General features: G+C 71.3%; 18 protein-coding genes, 3 tRNA genes and 3 pseudogenes. 14 read left to right on the forward strand and 10 right to left on the reverse strand.

Annotation, left to right across the window (positions count from 1 at the left end):
- Nucleotides 1-46: 46 nt before the first annotated feature.
- The 5 genes from JHW41_RS08735 (at nt 47) to rlmH (ending at nt 3,559) form a co-directional block, all read left to right on the forward strand.
- Nucleotides 47-121: transfer RNA gene (locus JHW41_RS08735), tRNA-Val, on the forward strand.
- Between the two features lie 116 nt (nt 122-237).
- Nucleotides 238-314 (forward strand) — tRNA-Asp (locus JHW41_RS08740).
- Between the two features lie 105 nt (nt 315-419).
- Nucleotides 420-496, forward strand: a tRNA-Asp gene (locus JHW41_RS08745).
- 308 nt (nt 497-804) lie between these two features.
- Nucleotides 805-2,796 carry a peptidyl-prolyl cis-trans isomerase gene (locus tag JHW41_RS08750; protein WP_078998077.1) on the forward strand — a complete coding sequence of 664 codons (1,992 nt, stop codon included), beginning with the start codon at nt 805-807 and terminating at the stop codon, nt 2,794-2,796.
- A 292-nt stretch (nt 2,797-3,088) separates the two neighbouring features.
- Entirely contained in the window at nt 3,089-3,559 is a 471-nt protein-coding gene (gene rlmH / locus JHW41_RS08755; protein ID WP_057948276.1) for a 23S rRNA (pseudouridine(1915)-N(3))-methyltransferase RlmH, read from the forward strand.
- A gap of 78 nt (nt 3,560-3,637) precedes the next feature.
- Here the strand turns inward: rlmH and JHW41_RS26675 are convergent.
- The 4 genes and pseudogenes from JHW41_RS26675 to JHW41_RS08770 all read right to left on the reverse strand — a co-directional run.
- Nucleotides 3,638-3,739 (reverse strand): annotated as a pseudogene (locus JHW41_RS26675) (DUF6053 domain-containing protein); the annotation flags it as partial.
- 108 nt (nt 3,740-3,847) lie between these two features.
- Nucleotides 3,848-4,522 carry an energy transducer TonB gene (locus JHW41_RS08760; RefSeq protein ID WP_250449651.1) on the reverse strand — a complete coding sequence of 225 codons (675 nt, stop codon included), beginning with the start codon at nt 4,520-4,522 and terminating at the stop codon, nt 3,848-3,850.
- Between the two features lie 471 nt (nt 4,523-4,993).
- Nucleotides 4,994-5,170 carry a hypothetical protein gene (locus JHW41_RS08765; protein ID WP_250449652.1) on the reverse strand — a complete coding sequence of 59 codons (177 nt, stop codon included), beginning with the start codon at nt 5,168-5,170 and terminating at the stop codon, nt 4,994-4,996.
- 1 nt (nt 5,171) lies between these two features.
- Nucleotides 5,172-5,972, reverse strand: coding sequence for an SIMPL domain-containing protein (locus JHW41_RS08770; protein WP_078998074.1), 801 nt, complete (start codon nt 5,970-5,972; stop codon nt 5,172-5,174).
- A 124-nt stretch (nt 5,973-6,096) separates the two neighbouring features.
- On the opposite strand from JHW41_RS08770, the gene JHW41_RS08775 reads away from it, so the two are divergent.
- The 3 genes from JHW41_RS08775 (at nt 6,097) to JHW41_RS08785 (ending at nt 12,702) form a co-directional block, all read left to right on the forward strand.
- Nucleotides 6,097-6,666, forward strand: coding sequence for a Maf family protein (locus JHW41_RS08775; RefSeq protein WP_057948274.1), 570 nt, complete (start codon nt 6,097-6,099; stop codon nt 6,664-6,666).
- A gap of 210 nt (nt 6,667-6,876) precedes the next feature.
- Nucleotides 6,877-8,364 (forward strand): ribonuclease G, encoded by a 1,488-nt coding sequence (rng, locus tag JHW41_RS08780; RefSeq protein WP_078998072.1) that lies wholly within the window; start codon nt 6,877-6,879, stop codon nt 8,362-8,364.
- Between the two features lie 153 nt (nt 8,365-8,517).
- Nucleotides 8,518-12,702, forward strand: a complete 4,185-nt coding sequence (locus tag JHW41_RS08785) for a YhdP family protein (RefSeq protein WP_250449653.1) — start codon at nt 8,518-8,520, stop codon at nt 12,700-12,702.
- A gap of 3 nt (nt 12,703-12,705) precedes the next feature.
- Here the strand turns inward: JHW41_RS08785 and JHW41_RS26680 are convergent.
- Nucleotides 12,706-12,795 (reverse strand): annotated as a pseudogene (locus JHW41_RS26680) (DUF6053 domain-containing protein); the annotation flags it as partial.
- 118 nt (nt 12,796-12,913) lie between these two features.
- A complete protein-coding gene (locus JHW41_RS26685; protein ID WP_428995524.1) occupies nt 12,914-13,003 on the reverse strand; it encodes a hypothetical protein in 90 nt (29 codons plus the stop codon).
- On the opposite strand from JHW41_RS26685, the gene JHW41_RS26690 reads away from it, so the two are divergent.
- Entirely contained in the window at nt 12,966-13,052 is an 87-nt protein-coding gene (locus tag JHW41_RS26690; protein ID WP_425606384.1) for a DUF6053 domain-containing protein, read from the forward strand. The genes JHW41_RS26685 and JHW41_RS26690 overlap by 38 nt on opposite strands.
- A 110-nt stretch (nt 13,053-13,162) precedes the next feature.
- Nucleotides 13,163-14,605, forward strand: a complete 1,443-nt coding sequence (gene tldD, locus JHW41_RS08790; protein ID WP_057948271.1) for a metalloprotease TldD — start codon at nt 13,163-13,165, stop codon at nt 14,603-14,605.
- 12 nt (nt 14,606-14,617) lie between these two features.
- Here tldD and JHW41_RS08795 read toward each other — a convergent pair whose 3' ends face one another.
- Nucleotides 14,618-14,851: a DUF615 domain-containing protein gene (locus JHW41_RS08795; RefSeq protein WP_250449654.1), complete on the reverse strand. Its 234-nt coding sequence runs from the start codon at nt 14,849-14,851 to the stop codon at nt 14,618-14,620.
- A 21-nt stretch (nt 14,852-14,872) separates the two neighbouring features.
- A complete protein-coding gene (gene yjgA / locus JHW41_RS08800) occupies nt 14,873-15,445 on the reverse strand; it encodes a ribosome biogenesis factor YjgA (protein ID WP_250449655.1) in 573 nt (190 codons plus the stop codon).
- A gap of 137 nt (nt 15,446-15,582) precedes the next feature.
- Between yjgA and pmbA the strand changes: the two genes are divergently transcribed.
- Nucleotides 15,583-16,896 carry a metalloprotease PmbA gene (pmbA, locus tag JHW41_RS08805; RefSeq protein ID WP_250450875.1) on the forward strand — a complete coding sequence of 438 codons (1,314 nt, stop codon included), beginning with the start codon at nt 15,583-15,585 and terminating at the stop codon, nt 16,894-16,896.
- A 92-nt stretch (nt 16,897-16,988) separates the two neighbouring features.
- On the opposite strand, the pseudogene JHW41_RS26695 reads toward pmbA, so the two are convergent.
- Nucleotides 16,989-17,171: pseudogene (locus tag JHW41_RS26695) on the reverse strand (hypothetical protein); the annotation flags it as partial.
- Here JHW41_RS26695 and JHW41_RS08810 point away from each other — a divergent pair.
- The 3 genes from JHW41_RS08810 to JHW41_RS08820 all read left to right on the forward strand — a co-directional run bounded on the left by JHW41_RS08810 (nt 17,152) and on the right by JHW41_RS08820 (nt 20,467).
- Nucleotides 17,152-18,708, forward strand: a complete 1,557-nt coding sequence (locus JHW41_RS08810) for a DUF1800 domain-containing protein (RefSeq protein ID WP_250449656.1) — start codon at nt 17,152-17,154, stop codon at nt 18,706-18,708. The pseudogene JHW41_RS26695 and the gene JHW41_RS08810 overlap by 20 nt on opposite strands.
- A gap of 19 nt (nt 18,709-18,727) precedes the next feature.
- Entirely contained in the window at nt 18,728-19,873 is a 1,146-nt protein-coding gene (locus tag JHW41_RS08815; protein WP_250449657.1) for a DUF1501 domain-containing protein, read from the forward strand.
- 246 nt (nt 19,874-20,119) lie between these two features.
- A complete protein-coding gene (locus JHW41_RS08820; protein ID WP_078998065.1) occupies nt 20,120-20,467 on the forward strand; it encodes a DUF4870 domain-containing protein in 348 nt (115 codons plus the stop codon).
- A 146-nt stretch (nt 20,468-20,613) separates the two neighbouring features.
- Here the strand turns inward: JHW41_RS08820 and JHW41_RS08825 are convergent, their stop codons facing one another.
- The gene (locus JHW41_RS08825) at nt 20,614-22,824 is read right to left on the reverse strand and encodes a tripartite tricarboxylate transporter substrate-binding protein (protein ID WP_250449658.1); all 2,211 of its coding nucleotides are present in this window, start codon (nt 22,822-22,824) and stop codon (nt 20,614-20,616) included.
- Nucleotides 22,825-22,951 lie beyond the last annotated feature (127 nt).

A 22,951-nucleotide genomic window follows, 5' to 3' on the forward strand; every position in this document is an offset into this window, starting at 1 on the left:
GCAGCGCACTGTCGACGAAACCCAAAGCAGTCAGCCCAGGTCATCCGGGTGCTTAGCTCAGCGGTAGAGCGTCTCCTTTACACGGAGAGGGTCGGGGGTTCGAAACCCTCAGCACCCACCAGAGTCGCTGGTCTTTCTGCCGTGGCGGTTGCTTCGCGAAAGCGGCATCGACGAGCGAAACGGGTTTTCGGAAACCGATTTTGGTTGTAAAGTTTCAGCGGCAACGTTTCAAAGTGCGGAGTGGTAGTTCAGTCGGTTAGAATGCTGGCCTGTCACGCCGGAGGTCGCGGGTTCGAGTCCCGTCCACTCCGCCAGTTTTGTCGAAGGCGCCGGAAACGGCGCCTTCGTTTTTTATATAAGTGAGGGTCCTCGATTTTGTCGCGCTGCGGCACGGATCGAAGGCCGGAGTTTCAAAGCGCGGAGTGGTAGTTCAGTCGGTTAGAATGCTGGCCTGTCACGCCGGAGGTCGCGGGTTCGAGTCCCGTCCACTCCGCCAGTTGTAGCGAAAAGGCACCGGAAACGGTGCCTTTTCTTTTTTCCGCGGCCGATTTCCGTGGCCGATCGCGCGCGCGGATTCCCGTATCCGCATTACCGCGCACGGGCGATGCGCACGCGCGTTCGCAACCGGCGCCCGGCCGCGGGATCGCCCGCGGGCCTCGGCGCCGGCCCGGGCCGCGTGCGCCGGCCGGCCGGGACGGGCCGACCGCGGCCAAATGCGGCCGAATGCGACGACCGTCGTCCCACGCCGCCCAGGCCGCGGAACCGCGCTAAACTGTCCGGCTTACGACTTAACCCGACCCGGACATGCTGCAGACACTCCGCGACAAGACCTCGGGCTGGATCGCCACCGTGATCCTCGGCCTGCTGATCATTCCCTTCGCCTTCGTCGGCATCGAGCAGTACATGGTGCAGCGTACCGACAACGCGGTCGCGCGCATCGAGATCGCGCCGACGTGGTGGCGTTCGGCGCCGTCGTGGTGGCCGGCGTCGATGCTGTGGCGCAAGGAGTCGATCACGCGCGCCGATTTCGACGAGCGCTTCAACCGCGCCCGCGACCAGACCCGCCAGCAGCAGGGCGCCAACTTCGACGCGCGCGAGTTCGAGAAGCTCGAGAACAAGCGCGAAGTGCTCGACAGCCTGATCGACGAGCGCGTGCGCAAGCTCGCCGCCGAAGTCGACGGCGTGATCGTCAGCGACGCGCTGGTGGTCAAGTCGATCCAGGGCATCCCGGACTTCCAGGACGGCAGCGGCAAGTTCAACCAGGAGCGCTACATCCTCGGCCTGCAGATGGGCAACCCGCCGCGCACGCCGACCCAGTTCGAGCAGTACGTGCGCGACAGCCTGCAGACTTCGATGCTGCCCGCCGCCCTGGCCGGCAGCAGCTTCGCCACCTCCAGCGAGACCGACCGCCTGATCAAGCTGCTCGGCGAGAAGCGCGACATCAGCCTGATCGAGCTGCCGCCGCAGCCGGCCGATACCGCCGAGGTCGCCGCGGCCGACATCCAGAAGTGGTACGACGGCCACGGCAAGGATTTCCGCCTGCCCGAGAGCGTGAGCATCGAGTACGTCGAGCTCAACGCCGCCAACATGCCGCCGCCGCCGGCGCCGTCCGAGGCCGACCTGCTCAAGCGCTACGAGAACGAGAAGAACAAGTTCCAGGCCGCCGAGCAGCGCCTGGTCTCGCACATCCAGATCAACGTGCCGGCCGGCGCCGACGCGGCCGCGCAGAAGGCCGCCGAGGACAAGGCCAAGCAGCTCGCCGCGCAGGCCAAGGCGCCCGGCGCCGACTTCGCCGCGCTGGCGCGCGCCAACAGCGACGACCTCGGCTCCAAGGCCGCCGGCGGCGACCTGGGCTGGATGGGCAACGGCGCGATCCCGGGCGCGTTCAACGACGCCGCGTTCAAGCTCCAGGCCGGCCAGGTCGGCGACCCGGTCAAGGCCGAGGGCGGTTGGCACATCATCCAGGTGCGCGAGATCAAGAGCGGCTCGCAGCAGCCGTTCGAGGCGGTGCGCGAGACCCTGCTGCGCGAGGAGACCGAGGCCGCGCGCGAGCGCGCGTTCAACGAGTTCTCGGCCAAGCTGGTCGATCAGGTCTACAAGAACCCGACCACGCTGGAAGGCCCGGCCAAGGCGGTCGGCCTGCCGGTGCAGAAGCTCGCCGTGGTGACCCGCAACGCCGCGGCCAACACCGGCATCGCGCAGAACCCGGCGGTGGTGCGCGCCGCGTTCTCCGATCAGCGCATGCAGGACAACACCGTCAGCGATCCGATCGACATCGGCCAGGACCACAGCGTGCTGATCCGCGTCGTCTCGCACACGCCCGAGCGCGCTCAGCCGCTGGCGCAGGTACGCGACAAGGTGATCGCCGCGGTCCGCGCCGACCGCGTGACCAAGGCCGCGGAAAAGGACGCCGACGCGCTGATCGCGCGCATCGTCGGCGGCGAGGCGCTGGCCGCCATCGCCAGTTCCAAGCAGCTGCCGCCGCCGCAGGAACTGCCGGGCGTGATCCGCGGCATGCCGATGCTGCCGCCGGAGATGACCGAGGCGATCTTCGCCGTGCAGCCGGCGGCGCAGGGCAAGATCGCGGCCGGCAAGGCCAAGCTGCCCGACGGGCGCTACGTCGTGTTCGCCATCGGCAAGATCGTGCCGGGCGACAAGACCACGCTCAAGCCGTCCGAGCTGGACATGCTGCGCAGCCAGACCGCGCAAGCGGCGGCGCAGGACGAAGTTACCGAACTGACCTCGTCGCTGCGCAAGCGCATGCAGATCAAGGTGGTCGAGGACAACCTGCGCTGAGGCGCGGATTCGCCCGCGCTGCGTAAACGAAAGGCCCGGCGATCGCCGGGCCTTTTCGTTTCTGCGGGATGAGGGGCGGGTGCTGCGAGCGATGGACGCGGTGGTTTGGCGGTCGCGGGTGCTGCTTCTGCAATCGCGACGTTGCAGCGGCACGCTCCCTGTAGGAGCGGCGCAAGCCGCGACCGCGACAACCCAGCCACCGCGAAGGCTGCGTCTGCGCATCGCATCACTCAACCACCGCGAAGGGCGCGCTCGCGCATCGTCTCTACTGCCCCCGCGCTACCATGCGCGCATGAAAAGCAAACTGATCGCCGTCGGCGAACGCGCGCCGCGCTGGGTCGCCGAGGGCTTCGGCGAATACCAGAAGCGCTTGTCGCATTGGCTGCCGCTGGAGTTGGTGGAGATCGAGCCGGGCCTGCGCGGCAAGGGCCGCGACGCGCTGCGCGCGACCGCCGACGAGGGTGCGCGGGTGCTGGCGGCGTTGCCGAAGAACGCCTGCGTGGTGGCGCTGGAAGGGCGCGGGCGGTTGTGGACGTCCGAGCAACTGGCGCAACGCCTGGAGCATTGGCGCGGGCAGGGACGCGATCTGGCGTTCCTGATCGGCGGGCCCGAGGGGCATGCGCCGGACGTGCTGGCGCGCGCCGACGAGCAGTGGTCGCTGGGGCCGCTGACCTTGCCGCACATGCTGGTGCGGTTGGTCGCGGCCGAGCAGCTGTACCGGGCGGCGGCGTTGCTGGCCAATCACCCCTATCACCGCGCCTGAGTTGTCGCCGCGGCTGTGCGTTTTTTCGGGAAGGCCTTCGGCTTTTGTGGGAGGGCCTTCAGGCCCGATGTTTTTGTCCCGGGTTGCCGCGACCTGAGCGAAAGGCATCGGGCCTGAAGGCCCTCCCACAAAAGCCGAAGGCACCGGGCCTGAAGGCCCTCCCACACAAGCCGAAGGCATCGGGCCTGGAAGCCTCCTGCAAAAAGCGCAAGGCCCTCGGGCGAGGGCCTTACGTGCAGCGGACTCGGCGGCGGCTTGCGCCGTGGCGACGGGCGGGCTGCGGTTTACTTACTGGTCGAGCTTGAACTGGATCGGCACCCGGCCGCGCGCCTGCACGGCTTGGCCGTTCTCCATCGCCGGCTGGAACGTCCAGCGCTGCAGCACGACCTTGCGCGCGGCCTGGTCGAGCGAGCGGTGGCCGCTGCTGCGCACGATGCTGACGTCCAGCGGCTTGCCGTCGATGCCGACCAGGATCTCCAGCTCGACCGTGCCGGTGAGGTTATTGCGGATCGCGTCGACCGGATAGGTCGGCGCCGGGTTGCGCAGCACCTGCAGGGTCGCGCCTTCGATGATTCCGCGGCCGACGTTGGTGCTCGGCGGGGTCGCGATCGCGACCTGCTCGACGCCCTGGAAATCCATCGGCAGCGCGGGCTGGTCGACCACGATCTCCTGGGGCGGCGCTTGCTGCTGGACGACGGGCGGGGTGCGCGGTTGCGGCTTGGTCTCCACTTGGCGGATCACCGGCGGCGGTTTGTGTTCGATCACGACCGGCTTCTTCTCCCGGGGCAGCAGGATCACATCGGTCACCGGATCTAGCGACTTCTGGATCAGTTGCGGCGCGCTCAACGGCGCCAGCATCAGCATCAGCATCGCGGCGTTGAAGGCGATGGCCCCGGCGTTGGCGGCGATGCGGGTGCCGTCCAGGGATTCGTGGGCGTGGTGGGACGGGAGCGTGCGGACCATGGGCATCCTCCTTGAGTGTGTCGTGCAGCACTGACAACGGCCCGGAACCGCCCACGGGGTTGAAGCTGAAGACGGCGCCGTATCACAAAAATGCGCCGCGCCCGGGTGGCGATGCAAGCGGTTCTCGTTTGCGACTTTGGGTGGATGAGCGGACTGAGGGCGGGCCCACCGGACGCGCCGAGTACGTGGGCAACGTCTGGATTCGTGCAGGGATCGGCGCTCATTTTCGAGGCCTCGTGCGGGCCGCGCGTTCTTCGGTGCGAAGCGGTTTTCCTGAACGACCGGCAACGGCGTTCGGCCGGTCATGCGCTTGGCCACTTGCTGCGGGCGAACGAGTCTGTCGTCGCCGCACAAAGGCGCGTGCCCAGCCTGGGGCCCCGCGCCGCCGCGGCCGTTCCCCCGATCCGCGAAAACGACGAGGCCCGCATGCGCGGGCCTCGTCTTTGCCATCGGCGGGATTGAAAACCGGCTTCAGTCCGGGTCCGGCCCGGTCTCCGGCTCGCGGTCCAGTCCGCCCTCGTCGGGATCGGGCTTGGGCCGCTTCGGCCGATGCGCATCCTCGCGGTCCTTGGGCTGCGGCTCGGGGTAGCCCGGGCTGCGGCCCGGGCGCGGGTCGGAACTGCCCGGCACGGTCTTCTTGTCGCTCATCTCACTTGCCCAGCTCGAACACGACGTCGAGGTTCATCGACAGGCTGTTCTCGCCCGGCGACACCGAGGTGTCGGCGGCGGCGCCGGCCTTCTCCATGCGCATGGCCATCATCGGCATCGGCATCGGCGGGGCGAAACGGCCGCCTTCGCTGACGCTGACGATGCGCCGCACCTTCATGCCGAGGGTCTTGGCGTACATCTCGGCGCGGGCCTGGGCCTTTTCGATGGCGCCGCGGCGGGCTTCGTCGAAGGCGGCGTCCTTGTCCTTGTCGTCGAGGTCGAAGGTCGGGCCGTTGATCTGGTTGGCGCCGGTGGCGACCAGCGAGTCGAGGATCTTGCCGACCTTGGAAATGTCGCGGATCACGATGTTGACGTTGTTGTTGGCCTGGTAGCCGGTGATCTGCGGCGGCTGGTTTTCCTGGTAGCGGTACTGCGGGTTGAGGTTGATGCCGCTGGTCTGGATGTCGCGCTCGGCGATGCCGGCGGCCTTGATCGCGGCGACCACCTTGGCCATCTGCTCGGCGTTGGCGCGCATCGCCGCGTTGGCGTCGGCGGCCTGGGTGACCACGCCGGTGGACACGGTGGCGATGTTGGGGGTGCGCTTGGCGGTGGATTCGGCCGAGACCGACAGCAGGGTGCCGTCGGTGGCGACGTAGGGCGCGGTCTGGGCGGACGCGGTCATGGCGGTTGCGGCTCCGAAGGCGAGGACGGCGGCGAGCGCCAGCGGGCGCAGCGACAGGCGGGACAGGCGGGACGACAGCGACGGCAGGCGGACGAGCGGCGAGGACGACGACCGGGTCATGTGGAACTCCTTGAGGGACGAGGTAAGGGTCTTGCTGAACCGGTTAACGAACCGTGATTCGGTGCGGGGTTTGCGCCGTCGGGCTTGAGGCGGCGCTCAGTCAGCGCGGGTTATGCTTTCGCGCATGCTCTATCTAGCCTCCCAGTCGCCGCGGCGACGCGAACTGCTCGGCCGCCTCGGCCTGGAATTCGGCCTCATCGATCTCGATATCCCCGAACAGCGCCAGCCCGGCGAGCCCGCCGCCGACTACGTGCGCCGGGTCGCGCGCGAGAAGGCCGGCGCCGGCCTGCTCAAGGTGGTCGCCAATCCGTCCGCGGCGGTGCTCGGCGCCGATACCGAGGTGGTGCTCGACGACGAGGTGTTCGGCAAGCCGCGCGATCCGGAAGACGCCCGCGCCATGCTGCGGCGGCTGTCCGGCCGCACCCACCAGGTGATCAGCGCGGTGTCGCTGGTCACGCCGGCGCGCGAGGCGCAGGCGGTGTCGGTGTCGGAGGTCAGTTTCGCCGCGCTCGACGAAGGGCAGATCGAACGCTACGTCGCCGGCGGCGAGCCGATGGGCAAGGCCGGCGGCTACGCCATCCAGGGCGGCGCGGAGGTGTTCGTCAGCCGCCTGGCCGGCAGTTATTCGGGCGTGATGGGGCTGCCGCTGCACGAGACCGCGCGGCTGCTGCGCGAGTTCGGCCTGGGCGCCTAGCGCGGGCGCGAGCCTGCGCCGCGGGCGCTTTTCCGACGCGGCGGAACTTAGGCTGCCGCGCCGGCTCCGATCCTGCGGGCGCCGCGCGCTATCTTGGTCCCGGGCCCTCGCGCATCGTCCCCCGTCGCGTTCCCCAAGCTTTCCCCGTACGTTCCCGACCCGCCGTTTCCCTCATCGTTTCCACGCCCCGCACCGGACCCGCGCCGCCTCATGACTGAAGAAATCCTGGTCAACGTCACTCCGCGCGAGACCCGCGTCGCCGTGGTCGAGAACGGCATGCTGCAAGAGCTGCACATCGAGCGCGGCTGGCGCCGCGGGGTGGTCGGCAACATCTACAAGGGCAAGGTGCAGCGGGTCATGCCGGGGATGCAGGCGGCGTTCGTCGAGATCGGCCTGGAGCGCGCGGCGTTCCTGCACGCGGCCGACATCGTCAAGCCCAATCAGAGCGGCGAAGGCGAGGGCGACGAGGCGCCGCTGCCGCCGGCGCCGACCCGGCCGATCGCCGAGTTGCTGCGCGAGGGCCAGGAAATCATCGTGCAGGTGGTCAAGGACCCGATCGGCAGCAAGGGCGCGCGCCTGACCACGCAACTGTCGATCCCCTCGCGTTACCTCGTGCTGCTGCCGCGCACGCGCGTGGTCGGGGTGTCGGCGCGGATCGAGGACGAAGGCGAGCGGGCGCGGCTGAAGTCGCTGGTGACCGCGCAGGCGCCGGCGACCGAGCAGCACGGCTACATCGTGCGCACCAACGCCGAAGGCCAGCCGGAGGAAGCGCTGGCCGAGGACATCGCCTACCTGAGCCGGGCCTGGGCGCTGATCGCGGAGAAGTCGCGCAGCAGCAAGATCGGCGAGCGCGTGTACGAGGACCTGAGCCTGCCGCTGCGCGCGGTGCGCGACCTGATCCGGCGCGACGTGGAGAAGGTCAAGGTCGACTCGCGCGAGACCAGCGAGCGCCTGCGCAGCTTCGCCGCCCAGTACATGCCGGGGCTGGCGGAGAAGATCGAGCACTACACCGGCGCGCGGCCGATCTTCGACCTGTACGGGGTCGAGGACGAGATCCAGCGCGCGCTGGACAAGGAAGTGCCGCTGAAGTCCGGCGGCTATCTGGTCATCGACCAGACCGAGGCGATGACCACCATCGACGTCAACACCGGTTCGTTCCTGGGTCAACGCAACCTCGAGGAAACCGTTTACCGCACCAACCTGGAGGCGGCCCAGTCGGTCGCCCGGCAACTGCGGCTGCGCAACCTGGGCGGGATCATCATCATCGACTTCATCGACATGACCGACCAGGAGCACAAGCGCCAGGTGCTGCGCCAGCTGGAGAAGGCGCTGACCCGCGACCACGCCAAGACCACGGTGTACGAGTTCTCGCCGCTGGGGCTGGTGGAGATGACCCGCAAGCGCACCACCGAGAGCCTGGAGCGCCAGCTCAGCGAGGCCTGCCACGAGTGCGGCGGCCGCGGCACGCTGAAGACGCCGGAGACGGTGACCTACGAGATTTTTCGCGACATCGTCCGCCAGGTGCGCCAGTTCGACGCGGCGCGGCTGCTGGTGATCGCCTCGCCCAAGGTGGTGGCGCGGATCACCGACGAAGAGTCGGCGGCGGTGGCCGAGCTGGAGGAATTCCTCGGCAAGTCGATCCGGTTCCAGGCCGACGACCAGTATGCGCAGGAGCAGTTCGATGTGGTGTTGCTTTAACGCGGACGCGGCGCGGGCGACGGGGAATGGCCGGCGCTGTTCCGCGTTGCCGCGTCGGCCGCGCGTGCGGGCCGCGGCGCGCGCGATGTTTGCGCTGCGCGTTGCCGGTCGCGCCGCTTGCCTGAGCGCCGCGCCCCGCGGAGCGCTGCGCTGATGCCCACGCCCCTGCGCCGCCGCCTGCGCATCGCGCGCCGTGCCGTGTTCTACGGCGCGACGGTGGTGCTGGTGCTGGTGGCGTCTTTGCTGGCGGTGGCCAGCCAGTTGTTGCCGCTGGCCGAGCGCCATCCGGACAAGGTCGCGGCGTGGTTGAGCCAGCGCGCGGGGCGGCCGGTCGCGTTCGACCGGGTCGAGACCCAGTGGACCCGGCGCGGGCCGCTGCTGCGCCTGGATCGGCTGCGCATCGGCGAAGGCGCGCAGGCGTTCAACATCGGCGATGCCGAGATGCTGGTGTCGCTGTATGCCGGCGTGTTGCCGGGACAAGCATTTTCCGAGCTGCGCCTGAGCGGGCTCGACCTGACCCTGGAGCGCGCCGACGACGGCCGCTGGAAGGTGCGCGGCCTGCCCGGGCAGGAGCGCGAGGAGCAGGGCGATCCGCTGTCGGCGCTGGAAGGCCTGGGCGAGTTGCAGGTGATCGGCGCCAAGCTGGCGGTGGTCGCGCCGAGCCTGGGCGTGGATGCGCGGGTGCCGAAGATCGACCTGCGCCTGCGCGTGAACGGCGACCGCGTGCGCGCCGGTGCGCGCGCCTGGCCCAGCGTCGGCGTGGCCGGCGCGCCGTCGACGCCGCTGGACGTGGTGCTGGATTTCGACCGCAAGCGCGGCGACGGCCGCGCGTATGCCGGCGCGGTGCGCGCCGACTTGTCGGGCTGGTCGCCGTTGTTGAAGGTCGCCGGCATCCGGATCGAATCGGGGCAGGGCCGGGCCGAGGCCTGGGCCGACCTGCGCGAGCACCGGATCGCCGGGGTGATGGTCTCGGCGGCGCTGGACCGGGTCGGCCTGCGCGCCGAGCGCACCGCGCCGGCCGATGCGCCGGCGACCGCGGCATCGACCTCGGTGCCGGCGGCGATCGCCGCCGCCGCGGCGCCGGTCGCCGCCGCGGTGAACGGACCGCCTGGCCCGTCCGCGGCGAGCGGAACGAACCGCGTCGGGGCTGAAGCCCCTCCCACAAAGCCGGCCGCAACGCCCGTGGGAGGGCCTTCAGGCCCGACGCCTTCCGGTCAGGTCGCCGCGAGCGCAGCCGCCCGCGCCGGAGCCGATGCGCCGCGCTCGGCGACCGATGGCGCGTCCGGCACACCCCCGCCGCCGGCGCGGGTCGAGTTCGAACACGTCGAGGCGCTCGCGCATTACCGCCTCACCGACAACGGCTGGCGCCTGGACGCGTCCCGGCTGCGGATCGGCAGCGGCGCCAACGTGCAGACCCTCGACGGCCTCGCGGTGGCCGGCGGCGAACGCTATGCGCTGCGCGCCGACCGCATCGACGCCGGTCCGCTGATCGCGGTCGCCGCGCTCAGCGACGCGCTGCCCGAGCGCCTGCGCCGCTGGTTCGAGACCGCCAAGCCGCGGGTGGCGCTGAGCGCGATCGCGGTCAACGGCCATCGCGACGGGCCGATGTTCGCCAGCGCCCGGGTCGATGCGCTCGGCTTCGATCCGGTCGGCCATTCGCCCGGCCTGCAAGGCCTGGCCGGCACGTTCCAGGCCGATGCCGACGGATTCGCGTTCGATCTCGATCCCAACGCGCCGATGCGTTTCGACTGGCCGTCGGGGTTCGGCGTGCCGCACACGGTCAAGCTGGTCGGCAGCGTAGGCGGCTGGCGCGAGGGCGCCGGCTGGCGCGTCGGCACCACCGCGCTGCGCATCGACGGCGGCGATTTCGGCCTGCGCGCGCGCGGCGGGATGTGGTGGCAGGGCGACGGTTCGCGGCCGTGGATCGACATCGCCGCCGACCTCGACCCGACCCGGCTGCCGGTGGCGAAGGGCTTCTGGGTGCGCAGCCAGATGTCGCAGCGGCTGTTGAACTGGCTCGACACCGCGCTGGTCGCGGGCACGTTGACCGATGCGCATGCGGTGGTCTCGGGCGATCTCGACGACTGGCCGTTCAACCGCAACAACGGCTTGTTTTACGCCGGCGGCAAGCTGCGCGGCGCGACCGTGAAGTTCCAGCCGGACTGGCCGGCGATGGAGGGCCTGGACGCCGACATCGCCTTCGTCGGCGACGGGTTCAGCGTCGAGGGCGGCGGCAAGATCGCCGGGGTCGGCGTGCGCAAGGTGCGGTCGGGGATCGAGCGCTATCACGACGGCATGCTGTACGTGAACGCCGAAACCGACGCCGAGGCCGGCCAGTTGCTGTCGCTGCTGCGGCAGAGCCCGCTGCACAAGGAACACGCCGACACCCTCGACAACCTGCGCGCGAGCGGCCCGGCCGCGGTCGCCTTCGACATGCAGCTGGCGCTGCGCGAGGGCGGGCGCACCACGCTCAAGGGCGGCGTCGATCTGGCCGACGCCAAGCTCGCCGATCCGCGCTGGAAGGTCGCCTTCGAACAAGTGCGCGGCCATGCCGATTTCAGCCGCGCCGGATTCGCCGCGGAGAACCTGGCGGTGCTGCACGACGGCGCCCCCGGCAAGCTGTCGCTGCGCGCCGGCGAGGACTACGTGCGCGACAAGGGCAATGCGTTCGAGGCCGGGCTGGACGCGATGTCCGCGGCCGACGACCTGATCGCGCGCGGGCCCGACGATCTGGCCTGGCTCAAGGAGTACCTGGACGGGCGCTCGCTGTGGACGGTGGGCATCGCGATTCCGAGGGCGCCGGCGGTGAAGGCGGCCGGCGCATCGGTGCAGGCGCCGACCTTGCTGCACTTGCAGTCCAACTTGGTCGGCACCTCGATCGGCATGCCGCCGCCGTTGAACAAGGCCGCGGCGACGCCGCTGCAGGCCACCATCGAGACGCCGTTGCCGCTCGGCAGCGGCGATGTGCGGGTCGCGCTCGGCAACACCCTGGCGCTGCGTTCGCGCAACAGCAACGGCAAGACCGGGGTGCGGGTGGTGCTCGGCGCCAACCGCGTCGACGACCTGCCGCCGCCGAGCGGGCTGCTGGTGACCGGCCGCACTGACACGCTGGAAGCGATCGACTGGATCGCGCTGGCGCATGGCGACGGTTCCGACGACAGCCTGCCGCTGCAGCGCATCGACGTGAACGTGCAGCGCCTGCAACTGCTCGGCGGGGTGTTCCCCAATACCCGGCTGGTGGTGGCGCCGGCGGCGCGCGGCGCGACCGCGGTGCGCGCCGAGGGCGCGGCGCTGGACGGCGCGGTGATGATCCCGGCGGGCGGGGGCGGCGGCATCGCCGGCAAGTTCGCGCGGGTGCATTGGACGGCGGCGGATGCGGGCGGCGGCGCGACTGCGGGCACTGGTGCCGGCAACGGCGCCGGCAACAGCGCGCACGCGCCGGCGAGCGCCGCCGCCGCGGCCAAGCCCGCCGACGCCTCGATGGACCCGGCCAAGATCCCCGCATTGACCATCGACATCGCCGACCTGCGCTTCGGCAGCGCCGCGCTCGGTACCGCCAGCGTGCGCACCCGGCCGACCCCGGCGGGCATGCGCATCGACCAGATCAGCACCCGCGGCGGCAAGCAGTCGATCGACCTCAGCGGCGACTGGACCGGCCGCGGCGCGGCCGCGCGCACCCACCTGAGCGCGACCGTGGACAGCGGCGACGTCGGCGCGCTGATGAACGGCTTCGGCTTCGGCGGCCAGATCGGCGGCGGCAAGGGCAAGGCCCGGCTCGACGCCGGCTGGCCGGGCGCGCCAGCGGCGATGGCGCTGGGCTCGCTGGAAGGCAGCCTCAGCCTGGACGTGCGCGACGGCCGCCTGATCGAGATCGAACCCGGCGCCGGCCGCATGCTCGGCCTGCTCAGCGTGGCCCAGTTGCCGCGCCGGCTGACCCTGGATTTCCGCGACCTGTTCTCCAAGGGCTTCGCCTTCGACCGGGTCGGCGGCACGGTGCGCTTCGGCAACGGCAGCGCGCGCAGCGACGACCTCAGCATCGACGGCCCGGCCGCGAGCATCGCCATCCGCGGCGCCGCCGACCTGCGCGCGCAGAGCTACGACCAGACCATCGAAGTGCGGCCGAAGGCGGCCAATGTGCTGACCGCGGTCGGCGCGCTCGCCGCCGGTCCGGTCGGCGCGGCGATCGGTGCGGCCGCCAACGCGGTGCTGCAGAAACCGCTGGGCAGCCTGACCTCGCGCACCTACCGTGTGACCGGCCCGTGGAAGGAGCCCAAGGTCGAAGTGCTGAGCCGCGAGCAGACCCGCGCCGCCGCCCGGCCGGCGCCGCCGGCGGGCTAGGGCTTACCTCGGGGCCTTCGGACCCCGAGTGCCGAAAAGGCTCGCGGCCGTCGTGGGAGGGCCTTCAGGCCCGATGCTCTCGTGCCAGACCGAGGCGGCCCGACCGGAAAGCGTCGGGGCTGAAGCCCCTCCCACAAGCCCTGAGGCTGAAGCCTCTCCCACAAGCCCTGGGGCTGAAGCCTCTCCCTTAAGCCCCGGGGCTCAAGTCCCTTCACAGAGCCCAGAGTCGAGGCGCTATTCCTGTGGGGGCCTTCAGGGTTCCTGTGGGAGGGCCTTCAGGCCCGACGCTCTCGTGCCAGATTGCCGCGACCCACCGAAAGGCGCCAGCCCCAAGCCCCGCCCACGGTTGATCCGGCGCCCGGCGCCACTATCTAGTGTCTTGTCCCAGTCCCGCCCCGCGCGCCGCCACAGCGGCGCCGCGGGCGCCTAAGATGCCCTTTCTCCTCATCCCGGTTCCCACATGACCCTGCCGATCCAGCTCGCCGAATCCCGCCTCCTCCTGCCCGCCGGGCTCGATGCCAGCGGCCTGGAGCGCAGCTTCGGCACCTTGCTCGGGCCGGGCATCGATTTCGGCGATCTGTATTTCCAGCATTCGCGCCGCGAGAGCTGGACGGTCGAGGACGGCATCGTCAAGGACGGCGCGCATTCGATCGAGCAGGGCGTCGGCGTGCGCGCGATCAGCGGCGAGAAGACCGGCTTCGCCTATTCCGACGAGATCAACGGCGAGGCCTTGCTCGGCGCGGCCAAGTCGGCGCGCGCGATCGCCCGCGACGGCGGCGCGCAGGCGCCGCGCGCGCTGGTGCGCGGCGGCGGCCGTTCGCTGTACCGCAGCGAGGATCCGATCGATTCGGTCTCCAACGAGGCCAAGGTCGAGGCGCTGCGCCAGCTCGACCAACTGCTGCGCGCCGCCGATCCGCGCGTGCGCCAGGTCGTGGTCAGCCTCAATGGCGTGCTCGACACCGTGCTGGTGGCGCGCAGCGACGGCGTGCTCGCCGCCGACGTGCGCCCGCTGGTGCGCTTGAACGTGCAGGTCCTGGTCGAACAGAACGGCCGCCGCGAGAGCGGCTACGCCGGCGGCGGCGGCCGCTACAGCTACGCCGAACTGCTCGCCAGCGACCGGCCGCAGCGGTGGGCGCGCGAAGCGCTGCGCCAGGCGCTGGTGAACCTCGACGCGGTCGACGCGCCGGCCGGGGTGATGCCGGTGGTGCTCGGCTCGGGCTGGCCCGGCGTGCTGCTGCACGAAGCGGTCGGCCACGGCCTGGAAGGCGACTTCAACCGCAAGGGCACCTCGACCTACGCCGGCCGCATGGGCCAGCGCGTCGCCGCCAAGGGCGTGACCATCGTCGACGACGGCACCCTGGAAGGCCGCCGCGGCTCGCTCAACGTCGACGACGAAGGCACTCCGACCAACTGCACCACGCTGATCGAAGACGGCGTGCTGGTCGGCTACATGCAGGACACCCTCAACGCCCGGCTGATGGGCATGGAACCGACCGGCAACGGCCGTCGCGAATCCTTCGCCCATCTGCCGATGCCGCGCATGACCAACACCTACATGCTGGCCGGCGCGCACGACCCGGAAGAGATGATCCGCTCGGTCAAGAAGGGCCTGTACGCGGTCAATTTCGGCGGCGGCCAGGTCGACATCACCAGCGGCAAGTACGTGTTCTCGGCGACCGAGGCCTACCTGATCGAGGACGGCAGGATCACCGCGCCGGTGAAGGGCGCGACCTTGATCGGCAACGGCCCGGAGACGATGCAGAAGGTCAGCATGATCGGCCACGACCTGGCGCTCGACGAAGGCGTGGGCGTGTGCGGCAAGGACGGGCAGAGCGTGGCGGTCGGCGTCGGCCAGCCGTCGTTGCTGATCGACGGGCTGACCGTCGGCGGCACCAGCGCGTGAGATCGGCCGGGGCTATCGCTGCGGGTGTGCGTTCGCAGCCTCGTCCAGCGCGCGGATGTAGCGCAGCAGCTTGCGCGGCATCCGGTGGCGGTGCCGCATCGACGCGGCTTCCTGTATCAATCGCTTGAGCCGCTTGCGATCCGCGTGCGGGTACGCCGCGGCGAAGGCTTCGATCCCGTCGAAGCCTTCGTCGATCAAGCGCGTCCGCCAGGTCTCGATGCGCAGCAGTTGCGGGTCGATGGTCATCGGCGGCGCGCGCTTGGCGGCTTATTCCTGTTCGGGCGAGGTGTCGTCGTCGTTGTCGGCTTCGTCGCCGGCGCCCTGGCCGAGGATCGCCGCGCGCAGCTCGCGGTACAGCTCGCGGAACGAATGCGGCGGCTTGTTGCGCTTGCGCTCCTCGAGCGTGTTGCGCACCAGCTGGCGCAGGCGCTGGCGGTCGGCCTGCGGGTATTCGTCGAGCAGCCCGGCCAGTGCGGCGTCGCCGTCCTCGAGCAGGCGCTCGCGCCATTGCTCGACCCGGTGCATCGCCGCGACTTCGCGCCGCGCCGCCTCGCCGTTCTCGTCCATCGCGTCGCGCAGCGTTTCCAGCGCGTCTTCGTCTTCGCGCCGCATCTGCTTGGCCAGGAACGCCAGCTGGCGCTTGTGGGCGACGTGGGCGGTGATGCGCTTGGTCTCGCGGATGTGCGGCAGCAGCGCCTCGGGCACCGGCAGCTTGGCCAGCTGGGCCTCGGTCAGGGCGACCAGTTTTTCCGCCAGCGCCAGCACCTCCAGCGCCTCGCGCCGGTTCTGGCTGCGGCTGGGGCTGAAAAATTCGCCGGTGTCTTCGTCTCTGCCGCGCATCGCACTTCCCTCGATAAACTGAACATTACGGCGACGCCGCCCGCGGCGCCGCCACCGACTAGGATAAGCCATTGAACGCGCAAGCCCTCACCGCCGCCGCCGCCGCCGCCCACACCTTCGCCGATCCGGAACAGCGCCTGGACGCGCTGGCCGAGCTGTCCCAGCGCCTGCTGGCGGCCGCGCGCGCGCGCGGGGCGACCCAGGCCGAGGTGTCGTGCTCGGAAGACGCCGGCCTCAGCGTCAACGTGCGCATGGGCGAGGTCGAGACGGTGGAGTCCACCCGCGACCGCGGGATCGGCGTGACCGTCTACTTCGGCCAGCGCAAGGGCAGTGCCAGCACCGCCGACCTGCGCGAGGACAGCCTGGAATCCACGGTCGAGCAGGCCTGCGCGATCGCCCGCTACACCGAGGACGACCCCGCCGCCGGCCTCGCCGACGCCGCGCTGATGGCGCGCGAGGAGCGCGACTTCGACACCTGGCACCCCTGGTTGATCGACGCCGACCGGGCGATCGAACTGGCCCTGGCCTGCGAATCGGCCGGGCGCGGGTTCGATGCGCGGATCGAGAATTCCGACGGCACCTCGATCGGCACCGGCGCCAGCATCGGCGTGTACGCCAACTCGCACGGCTTCATCGGCCGCGAGCGCAGCACCCAGCACAGCCTGAGCTGCGCGCTGATCGCCGGGCGCGGCGATCAGATGCAGCGCGACGGCTGGTACACCCTGGGGCTGGCGCCGGAGGACATGGAGTCGGCCGCGGCGGTGGGCCGCAAGGCCGCCGAGCGCACCGTCTCGCGGCTGGCGCCGCGCCAGCTCGCGACCGGCGACTATCCGGTGCTGTTCGCGGCCGAGAGCGCGCGCTCGCTGATCGGCCACCTGATCAGCGCGGTCAGCGGCGGCAACCTGTACCGGCGCACCAGCTTCCTGGTCGACAGCGTCGGGCAGACGCTGTTTCCCGAGTGGTTCTCGATCCGGGAAACCCCGTTCCTGATGCGCGGCCTGCGTTCGACCGCCTACGACGCCGAGGGCGTGGCGACGCGCGAATCGTCGTTGGTCGAAGGCGGCGTGCTGCAGCGCTACGTGCTCGGCAGCTACTCGGCGCGCAAGCTCGGCCTGAGCACCACCGGCAACGCCGGCGGCGTGCACAACCTGCATGTCGCCGCCAATGCCGGCGATTTCGATGCCCTGGTCAAGCAGATGGACCGCGGCCTGTTGGTCACCGAGCTGATGGGGCAGGGCGTCAACGGCGTCACCGGCGACTACTCGCGCGGCGCGGCCGGCTTTTGGGTCGAGGGCGGCGAGATCCAGTATCCGGTCGACGGCATCACCATCGCCGGCAACCTGCGGCGCATGTTCGCCGGGATCGAGGCAGTCGGCAGCGACGTCGACCCGCGCTCGCACATCCGCACCGGTTCGATCCTGCTCGGCAAGATGACGGTAGCGGGCGAGTGAGGTTTGCGCCGCGCGCGCGCCGCGCGGCCGACGACGAACTTCGGCGGTGCGACGGCTTTTGTGGGAGGGGCTTCAGCCCCGACGCTTTTGTGCCCGCTCGCCGCGACCTGAGCGCAAGGCGTCGGGGCTGAAGCCCCTCCCACAACGGCATCTGCCTTCCACCACCGGCCGCATCGCCCTGAACGGGCGCCGGCGCTGTCAACCCGATCCGCGTCCGGCCGTTTCCAACGGGTAGTCCACCCGCCGGGAACCCCGATGAGCGCCAGCAAGGCCACGGCCGCCAATCGTTTCGGACTGGGCGCGCGCCCGGGCGAACTGGAGCGCGGCGGCGGCGACGGACGCGAGATCCTGCTCGCGCAGTTGCGCCGCCCGCCCGCGCTCGACGCGTTCGCCGGCCTGCCCGGCAGCGTCGAGACCATGCGCCTGGAGTTCCGCCAGCAGCAGCTCAATCGCGCCGCGCGCGTGCGCCGCGCGGCGGCCGCCGGCGATGGCGAGCCGGCGATGGCCGCTGCCGCCGACCCCGCCGCGCCCGTGGCTGCCGCAGACGAAACCCCGCCGCGCGCCCGCCGCCGCGCGCGCGACGCCGATCCGGCGCAGGCCGCGCGCGAGCGCAGTTCCGCGGCGCGCGCCGGCGCCGGCGCCGACGGCGCGGCCGACTCCGGCGAAACCCTGCGCCGCGAACTGCGCCGCCAGCAACTGGCCGAATTCGCCGCGCGCTACCGCCACGCCGCCGACACCGATGCGCCCTTCGTCGAACGCCTGAGCCAGTTCTGGTCGAACCACTTCGCCGTGTCGATCGACAAGGGCAATGCGCGCCTGTACGCCGGCTCGATGGAGCGCGAGGCGATCCGCCCGCACGTGCTCGGCCGCTTCGAGGACATGCTGCTGGCGGTGGAGTGGCACCCGGCGATGCTGCGCTATCTCGACAACGCCGCCTCCATCGGCGACGACTCGCGCGCCGCGATGCGCGCGCAGAAGCTCGGGCGCGAGAAGCGCGGCCTCAACGAGAACCTGGCGCGCGAGATCCTGGAACTGCACACCCTCGGCGTCGACGGCGGCTACCGCCAGGAGGACGTGATCGAACTGGCGCGCGCGATCACCGGCTGGAGCACGCCCGGCCCGCGCGACGAAGATGCCGCGCAGTCGTTCGTGTTCCGCGCCAACGCCCACGAGCCCGGCGCGCGCCGCGTGCTCGGCCGCAGCTACGCCGAAGGCGGGCAGGAGCAGGGCCGCGCGGTGCTGGCCGATCTGGCCCGGCATCCGGCCACCGCGCGCCATCTCAGCTTCAAGCTCGCCCGCCACTTCGTCGCCGACCAGCCGCCGCCGGCGCTGGTGGAGCGCATGGCCCAGGCCTATCTGCGCGAGGACGGCGACCTGCGCGCGCTGTACCGGGCGCTGGTCGAAAGCGAGCAGGCCTGGTCGGCGGACGCGCGCAAGTTCAAGACGCCCAACGATTTCGTGATCTCCGCGCTGCGCGCCGGCGAACTGCCGGTGGACGATCAGGCGCGCGCGTTGGTCGGCCTGCTCGCCAGCCTCGGCCAGCCGGTGTTCACTCCGCGCTCGCCGGCCGGTTTTCCCGACACCGCCGCCGATTGGAGCAGCCCCGACGGTTTGTTCAAGCGCATCCAGGCCGCGCAGATGTTCGCCGCGCGGGTGGATTCGGGCGACATCAGCCCGTACCAGCGCGCGCTGGCGGTGCTCGGCAGCCAGGCGGTGAGCGGCGATTTCGCCATCGGCCTGCGCCGCGCCGGTTCGGCCAGCGACGGTTGTTCGCTGCTGTTCGCCAGCCCCGCGTTCCAGTGGAGAGTCTGAGATGGCGCACGAGGAGACGATGAGCGCGCTCGAACGGCAGCGTCGCGGCCTGCTCGCCGCGTTCGGCGCCAGCGCGCTGCTGACCCTGTTCCCGCGCGTCGCCGCGGCCGGCGCGGGCGACACGCGTTTGCTGCTGGTGCTGCTGCGCGGCGGCCTCGACGGCCTGCACCTGCTGCCGCCGTATGCGGAGCCCGCCTACGCCGGACTGCGCCGCGACGGCGCGGTCGCCGATCCGATCCGCATCGACGGCTTGTTCGGACTGCACCCGGCGATGCGGCAGTCCGCGGCGATGTACCGCGCCGGGCAGTTGCTGCCGCTGGTGGCGGTGGCGCCGCCGTACCGGCAGCGCTCGCACTTCGACGCCCAGGATTGCCTGGAGAACGGCACCGCCACGCCGAACGGCGCGCGCGACGGCTGGCTCGGCCGCTGCGTGCGCGCGATGTCCGGCGGGCAGGCGCTGGCGGTCGCGGCGGTGATGCCGCTGGCGCTGCGCGGCGGCAGCGACCGCGTCAGCAACTGGTGGCCGCCGTTGCCGCGACCGGTCGATCCGCAACTGCTGCAACAGCTGCAACCGCTGTACGCGGCCGATCCGCGCCTGAGCGAAACCTTCGAGCGCTCCGCCGGCAGCGGCGGGATGCCGCGCGACGGCAAGGGCGCGTTCGCCCTGCCCGAGGCGATGCGGGTGGCGGCGCAGCGGATGAGCGCGGCCGACGGCCCGCGCATCGGTTTCGTCGAGGACAGCGGCTGGGACAGCCACCGCAACCAGGCGCCGCAGCTGCAACGCAAGCTGGCCGAGCTCGACCAGGGCCTGGCGGCGGCGCGCGAAGGCTTCGGCGCGGCGTGGCCGCGCACGGTGGTGGCGGTGGTCACCGAGTTCGGCCGCACCGCCGCGCTCAACGGCACCGACGGCACCGATCACGGCACCGGCGGCATGGCCTTGCTGTGCGGCGGCGCGGTGCGCGGCGGCCGCATCGGCGGCGATTGGCCGGGGCTGGGGCCGTCCCAGCTCAACGAAGGCCGCGACCTGCGCGCCACCACCGACCTGCGCGCGGTGTTCAAGAGCGTGCTGGTCGAGCACCTCGGCCTGGCCGACGCGGCGGTGGAGCGCAGCGTGTTCCCCGACAGCCGCGGCCTGCCGCCGCTGCGCGACTGGCTGCGGGCCTGAGCGGGGCGCGGCCGGCGTCGGCCGCGACGGACTGCGCGTCTTTCCGATTCCGAAACCCGGCGTTCGTGCGGATCGGCCGTGGCCGCGTACGCCGCCGCACTGCGTTGCGCCGCGGCCTGCGAAACTTGCGTTGCGGCGTGGTTAATCTGTGATGAAAGGGGTTTATGATGCCGGGCAGGGGAACCGGGCCGCCGGCGCGGGAACTTCGATCACCCACTCCATCCAATACCACGTAGGGGAAGCGTAATGAACGATATCAGTCAGGACGAGAAGACTTGGGGCATGCTGGCTCATCTGAGCACGCTGGTCGGTTTGATCGTTCCCTTCGGCACCATCCTCGGCCCGCTGGTGGTGTGGCTGATCAAGAAGGACACCATGCCCTTCGTCGCCGACCAGGGCAAGGAAGCGCTGAACTTCAACATCACCGTGCTGATCGCGATGATCATCGGCGGCATCCTGACCCTGGTGCTGATCGGCGTGCTGGTGATGATCGCCGTCGGCCTGGCCTGGCTGGTGCTGACCATCATGGCCGCGCTGGCCGCGAACAAGGGCGAAGCCTACCGTTACCCCTTCACCCTGCGTCTGGTGAAGTAAGCCGCGGGCGGCGCGAGCCGCCGCGGAAGCGAAAAGGCGGGCTTCGGCCCGCCTTTTTCGTTTTGGCGCGAGTCGCCCCGCGCCGCGGCCGATCGGGCAGGCGAGGAGCTCGCTCGATCGCTCGGCCGAGATCCGACGGCGACCGGTCAGCGCGTGGGCGGCGATGCCGGCGCCGGGCTCGAAACGGCGCGCTTCGGCGCAGGCGCCGAATCAGTAGGCATCGAATCAACAGGCGCCGAATCGACAGGCGTCGAATCAACGGAGCCCGACAGAGCGAGCTCCCAACGCCGGCGTTCTTCGTGTTCCAGCGCCAACAGATCCTCCGCCGAACCGCTGCCGGCGACGACCTGGATGTCCTGCAACCGCTTTCGCACCGACGGCAACGCCAGCATCGCGGCCACGGCCTCCTGCAGCTTGCGCCTGGACGCCGCGTCCGAATCGGCGGGCGCCCACAGGCTGAAGCGGTCGTAGGCGGCGAAGCCGGCCAGCGCCGCGGTGGACGCCAGCGTCGGCCACGTCGCGCCGTCGAAGGTCTGCGCATGCGCGGGCTCGGCGGCGGTGCCCAGCACCCGCAACTGGCCGCGCTGCACCGCGACCGCGACGCCGTTCACCGGCGCGAACAGCAGCTCCGCCGCGTGCTCGCGGGTGACGGTGTCCGAATCGGGATAAATGCCCTTGAACACGACGCGCCGCACATCGACGCCGCTGAGCGCGCGGAACTGGCCGAAGGCGAGGTGCCCGGTCCAGCCGTTGTCGCCGGTGGCGATGCGCAGCGCGCCGGGGTGGGCGCGCGCATGGGCGAGCAGGCCTTGGGTGTCGCGGATGCCCAACGCATCGGCTTTCGCGCTGTCGATGGCCAGCACCAGCGGCTCCGAGGCCAGCAAGGCGACCGGGCGCAGCGCATGCATCAGCTGGTCGACGGGGAGTCCGGTGTGCACGCCCTCGATGCCTCCGCGCGGCAGCCGCAATGCGGCCAGCAGCAGCTTGGCGTCGCCGCCCTGGGTCATCAGCCGGCGATAGTCGGCCTCGCTCGCCTGCGGCATGTAGTCGACCTGCACCTCGCGGCCGAGCAGCTTGGGCAGATGCTCGGCCAGCATCTGCGCGTAGTAGCCGCTGCGGCCGCCGGGCGGAACCAGCACGACGATGTGCAGCGCGTAATCCGGCATCGGCGCGAGCCATTGCCCGGCGTCGTTCAGCACGCCGTAGCGCAGGCTCCATTCGCCGCCGGTGTCCGCGTTGCGGACCATGGCCTCGGCCACCCAATGCCGGCCCGCGCGCCGGAAGCCGCGGAGCACCGGGCGGCCGTCCTGCCAGCCCGGCGGCCGCCAGTCGTGCGGATACGGCCCCGACACCGCCGCATAGCCGTGGCGGAAGGCGCGGGCCTGGCGGAACTGCGGCGCGATCGCCCAGCGTCCCGCGGCGTCCCGGTAACCCCAGCGCTGGCTGTCCGGGTCCTGGGCCGGCCGCAGCGCGGCGGCGGTGTCGCCGCCGCGCAGCCGCTGCCAGCGGCATTCGCGCGGCGTGCCGGCGGCGACGGCGCACAGGCGGATGCGGCGCGGGCTCGCCGCGTCGGCCAATTCGCGAAACAAGAAGGGGATGACCGTGCGCCCGCGGGCGTCGATAAGGCCCCAGGCGGTGGCGTCCGTGGGGATCGGTTCTTGCCGGTCGCGCATCCATTGCGCCGTGGCGATGTCGCGTACCGGAGCCGGGGTCAGCCATTTGCCGTGCGCGTCGCGCAAGCCGGGCTGCCCGGACTGAGTGTCTACGCGCAGGCTCGGAGCGGTTTGCGCGCGTTCGTCCGGCGTCGGCTCGGACGAGACGGCGAGAGAACCGGCGGGCGCCGCGTCTTCGCCCGCGCAGGTCTTGGGCGGCACCGTCCATCGGCCTTGCTCGTCGATGCGCCCGGAGGCCGCCACGACGCGCTGGCTGCCGTCGGCTTGGCGCTCGACCAGCCGCACCTCGATCGAGGGCCGCAGCGCGGCGTCGAGAGCGACGCTCTCCAGCCGCACGACGCGCCAGCGGCCGCCGCACACGCTGCGCGCGGCCGGCGAGAGGAACAGCGCGCGGCCCTGCAGCGCGTCGAACAGCCCGGGCGAGCGGGCGCTGTTCGCGTCGGGGTTCAGGCTCAACCAGCGCGAGCGCTCGATCGACTCCGGCGCCATGCCCAGGGTGAAGGCGAAGACGTCCTGCCAGGGCGGCGCCTGCGGATCGATCACTGAGCGCAGTTGCCATTCCGATTGCATCGGCAGCGCGTCGGGATCGATGCGCGGATTCGTGCCGTCAGGCGTCGCGGTCCGCGCCGGGTGCGGGACTGCGCCGAGCCACAACGCGATGCCGAGCAGAAACAAGCGCTTCATAGGTGTGCATCCTTGCCGAGCCGCGGCCGCGCGCGGACGACGGTCGAGACGATCGCCCGGGTCCGGCGTTTTCGGGGGCAACGGACCAAACGCCGCGCATGCCCCGGACGCCAGCGTAGGCGCTGCC

Origin of the sequence: Lysobacter enzymogenes (assembly GCF_023617245.1) — a bacterium.
GTDB classification, from domain to species: domain Bacteria; phylum Pseudomonadota; class Gammaproteobacteria; order Xanthomonadales; family Xanthomonadaceae; genus Lysobacter; species Lysobacter yananisis.

What these genes read in the sequence shown, in the direction of transcription:
- rng (WP_078998072.1), top strand. Translation starts at nt 6,877, where the DNA reads ATGACTGAAGAAATCCTGGTCAACGTCACTCCGCGCGAGACCCGCGTC.
- JHW41_RS08765 (WP_250449652.1), bottom strand. Translation starts at nt 5,170, where the DNA reads ATGAGCGACAAGAAGACCGTGCCGGGCAGTTCCGACCCGCGCCCGGGC.
- tldD (WP_057948271.1), top strand. Translation starts at nt 13,163, where the DNA reads ATGACCCTGCCGATCCAGCTCGCCGAATCCCGCCTCCTCCTGCCCGCC.
- yjgA (WP_250449655.1), bottom strand. Translation starts at nt 15,445, where the DNA reads ATGCGCGGCAGAGACGAAGACACCGGCGAATTTTTCAGCCCCAGCCGC.
- JHW41_RS08815 (WP_250449657.1), top strand. Translation starts at nt 18,728, where the DNA reads ATGAGCGCGCTCGAACGGCAGCGTCGCGGCCTGCTCGCCGCGTTCGGC.
- rlmH (WP_057948276.1), top strand. Translation starts at nt 3,089, where the DNA reads ATGAAAAGCAAACTGATCGCCGTCGGCGAACGCGCGCCGCGCTGGGTC.
- JHW41_RS08825 (WP_250449658.1), bottom strand. Translation starts at nt 22,824, where the DNA reads ATGAAGCGCTTGTTTCTGCTCGGCATCGCGTTGTGGCTCGGCGCAGTC.
- JHW41_RS08810 (WP_250449656.1), top strand. Translation starts at nt 17,152, where the DNA reads ATGAGCGCCAGCAAGGCCACGGCCGCCAATCGTTTCGGACTGGGCGCG.
- JHW41_RS08820 (WP_078998065.1), top strand. Translation starts at nt 20,120, where the DNA reads ATGAACGATATCAGTCAGGACGAGAAGACTTGGGGCATGCTGGCTCAT.
- JHW41_RS08760 (WP_250449651.1), bottom strand. Translation starts at nt 4,522, where the DNA reads ATGGTCCGCACGCTCCCGTCCCACCACGCCCACGAATCCCTGGACGGC.
- JHW41_RS08795 (WP_250449654.1), bottom strand. Translation starts at nt 14,851, where the DNA reads ATGACCATCGACCCGCAACTGCTGCGCATCGAGACCTGGCGGACGCGC.
- JHW41_RS08750 (WP_078998077.1), top strand. Translation starts at nt 805, where the DNA reads ATGCTGCAGACACTCCGCGACAAGACCTCGGGCTGGATCGCCACCGTG.
- JHW41_RS08785 (WP_250449653.1), top strand. Translation starts at nt 8,518, where the DNA reads ATGCCCACGCCCCTGCGCCGCCGCCTGCGCATCGCGCGCCGTGCCGTG.
- JHW41_RS08775 (WP_057948274.1), top strand. Translation starts at nt 6,097, where the DNA reads ATGCTCTATCTAGCCTCCCAGTCGCCGCGGCGACGCGAACTGCTCGGC.
- JHW41_RS08770 (WP_078998074.1), bottom strand. Translation starts at nt 5,972, where the DNA reads ATGACCCGGTCGTCGTCCTCGCCGCTCGTCCGCCTGCCGTCGCTGTCG.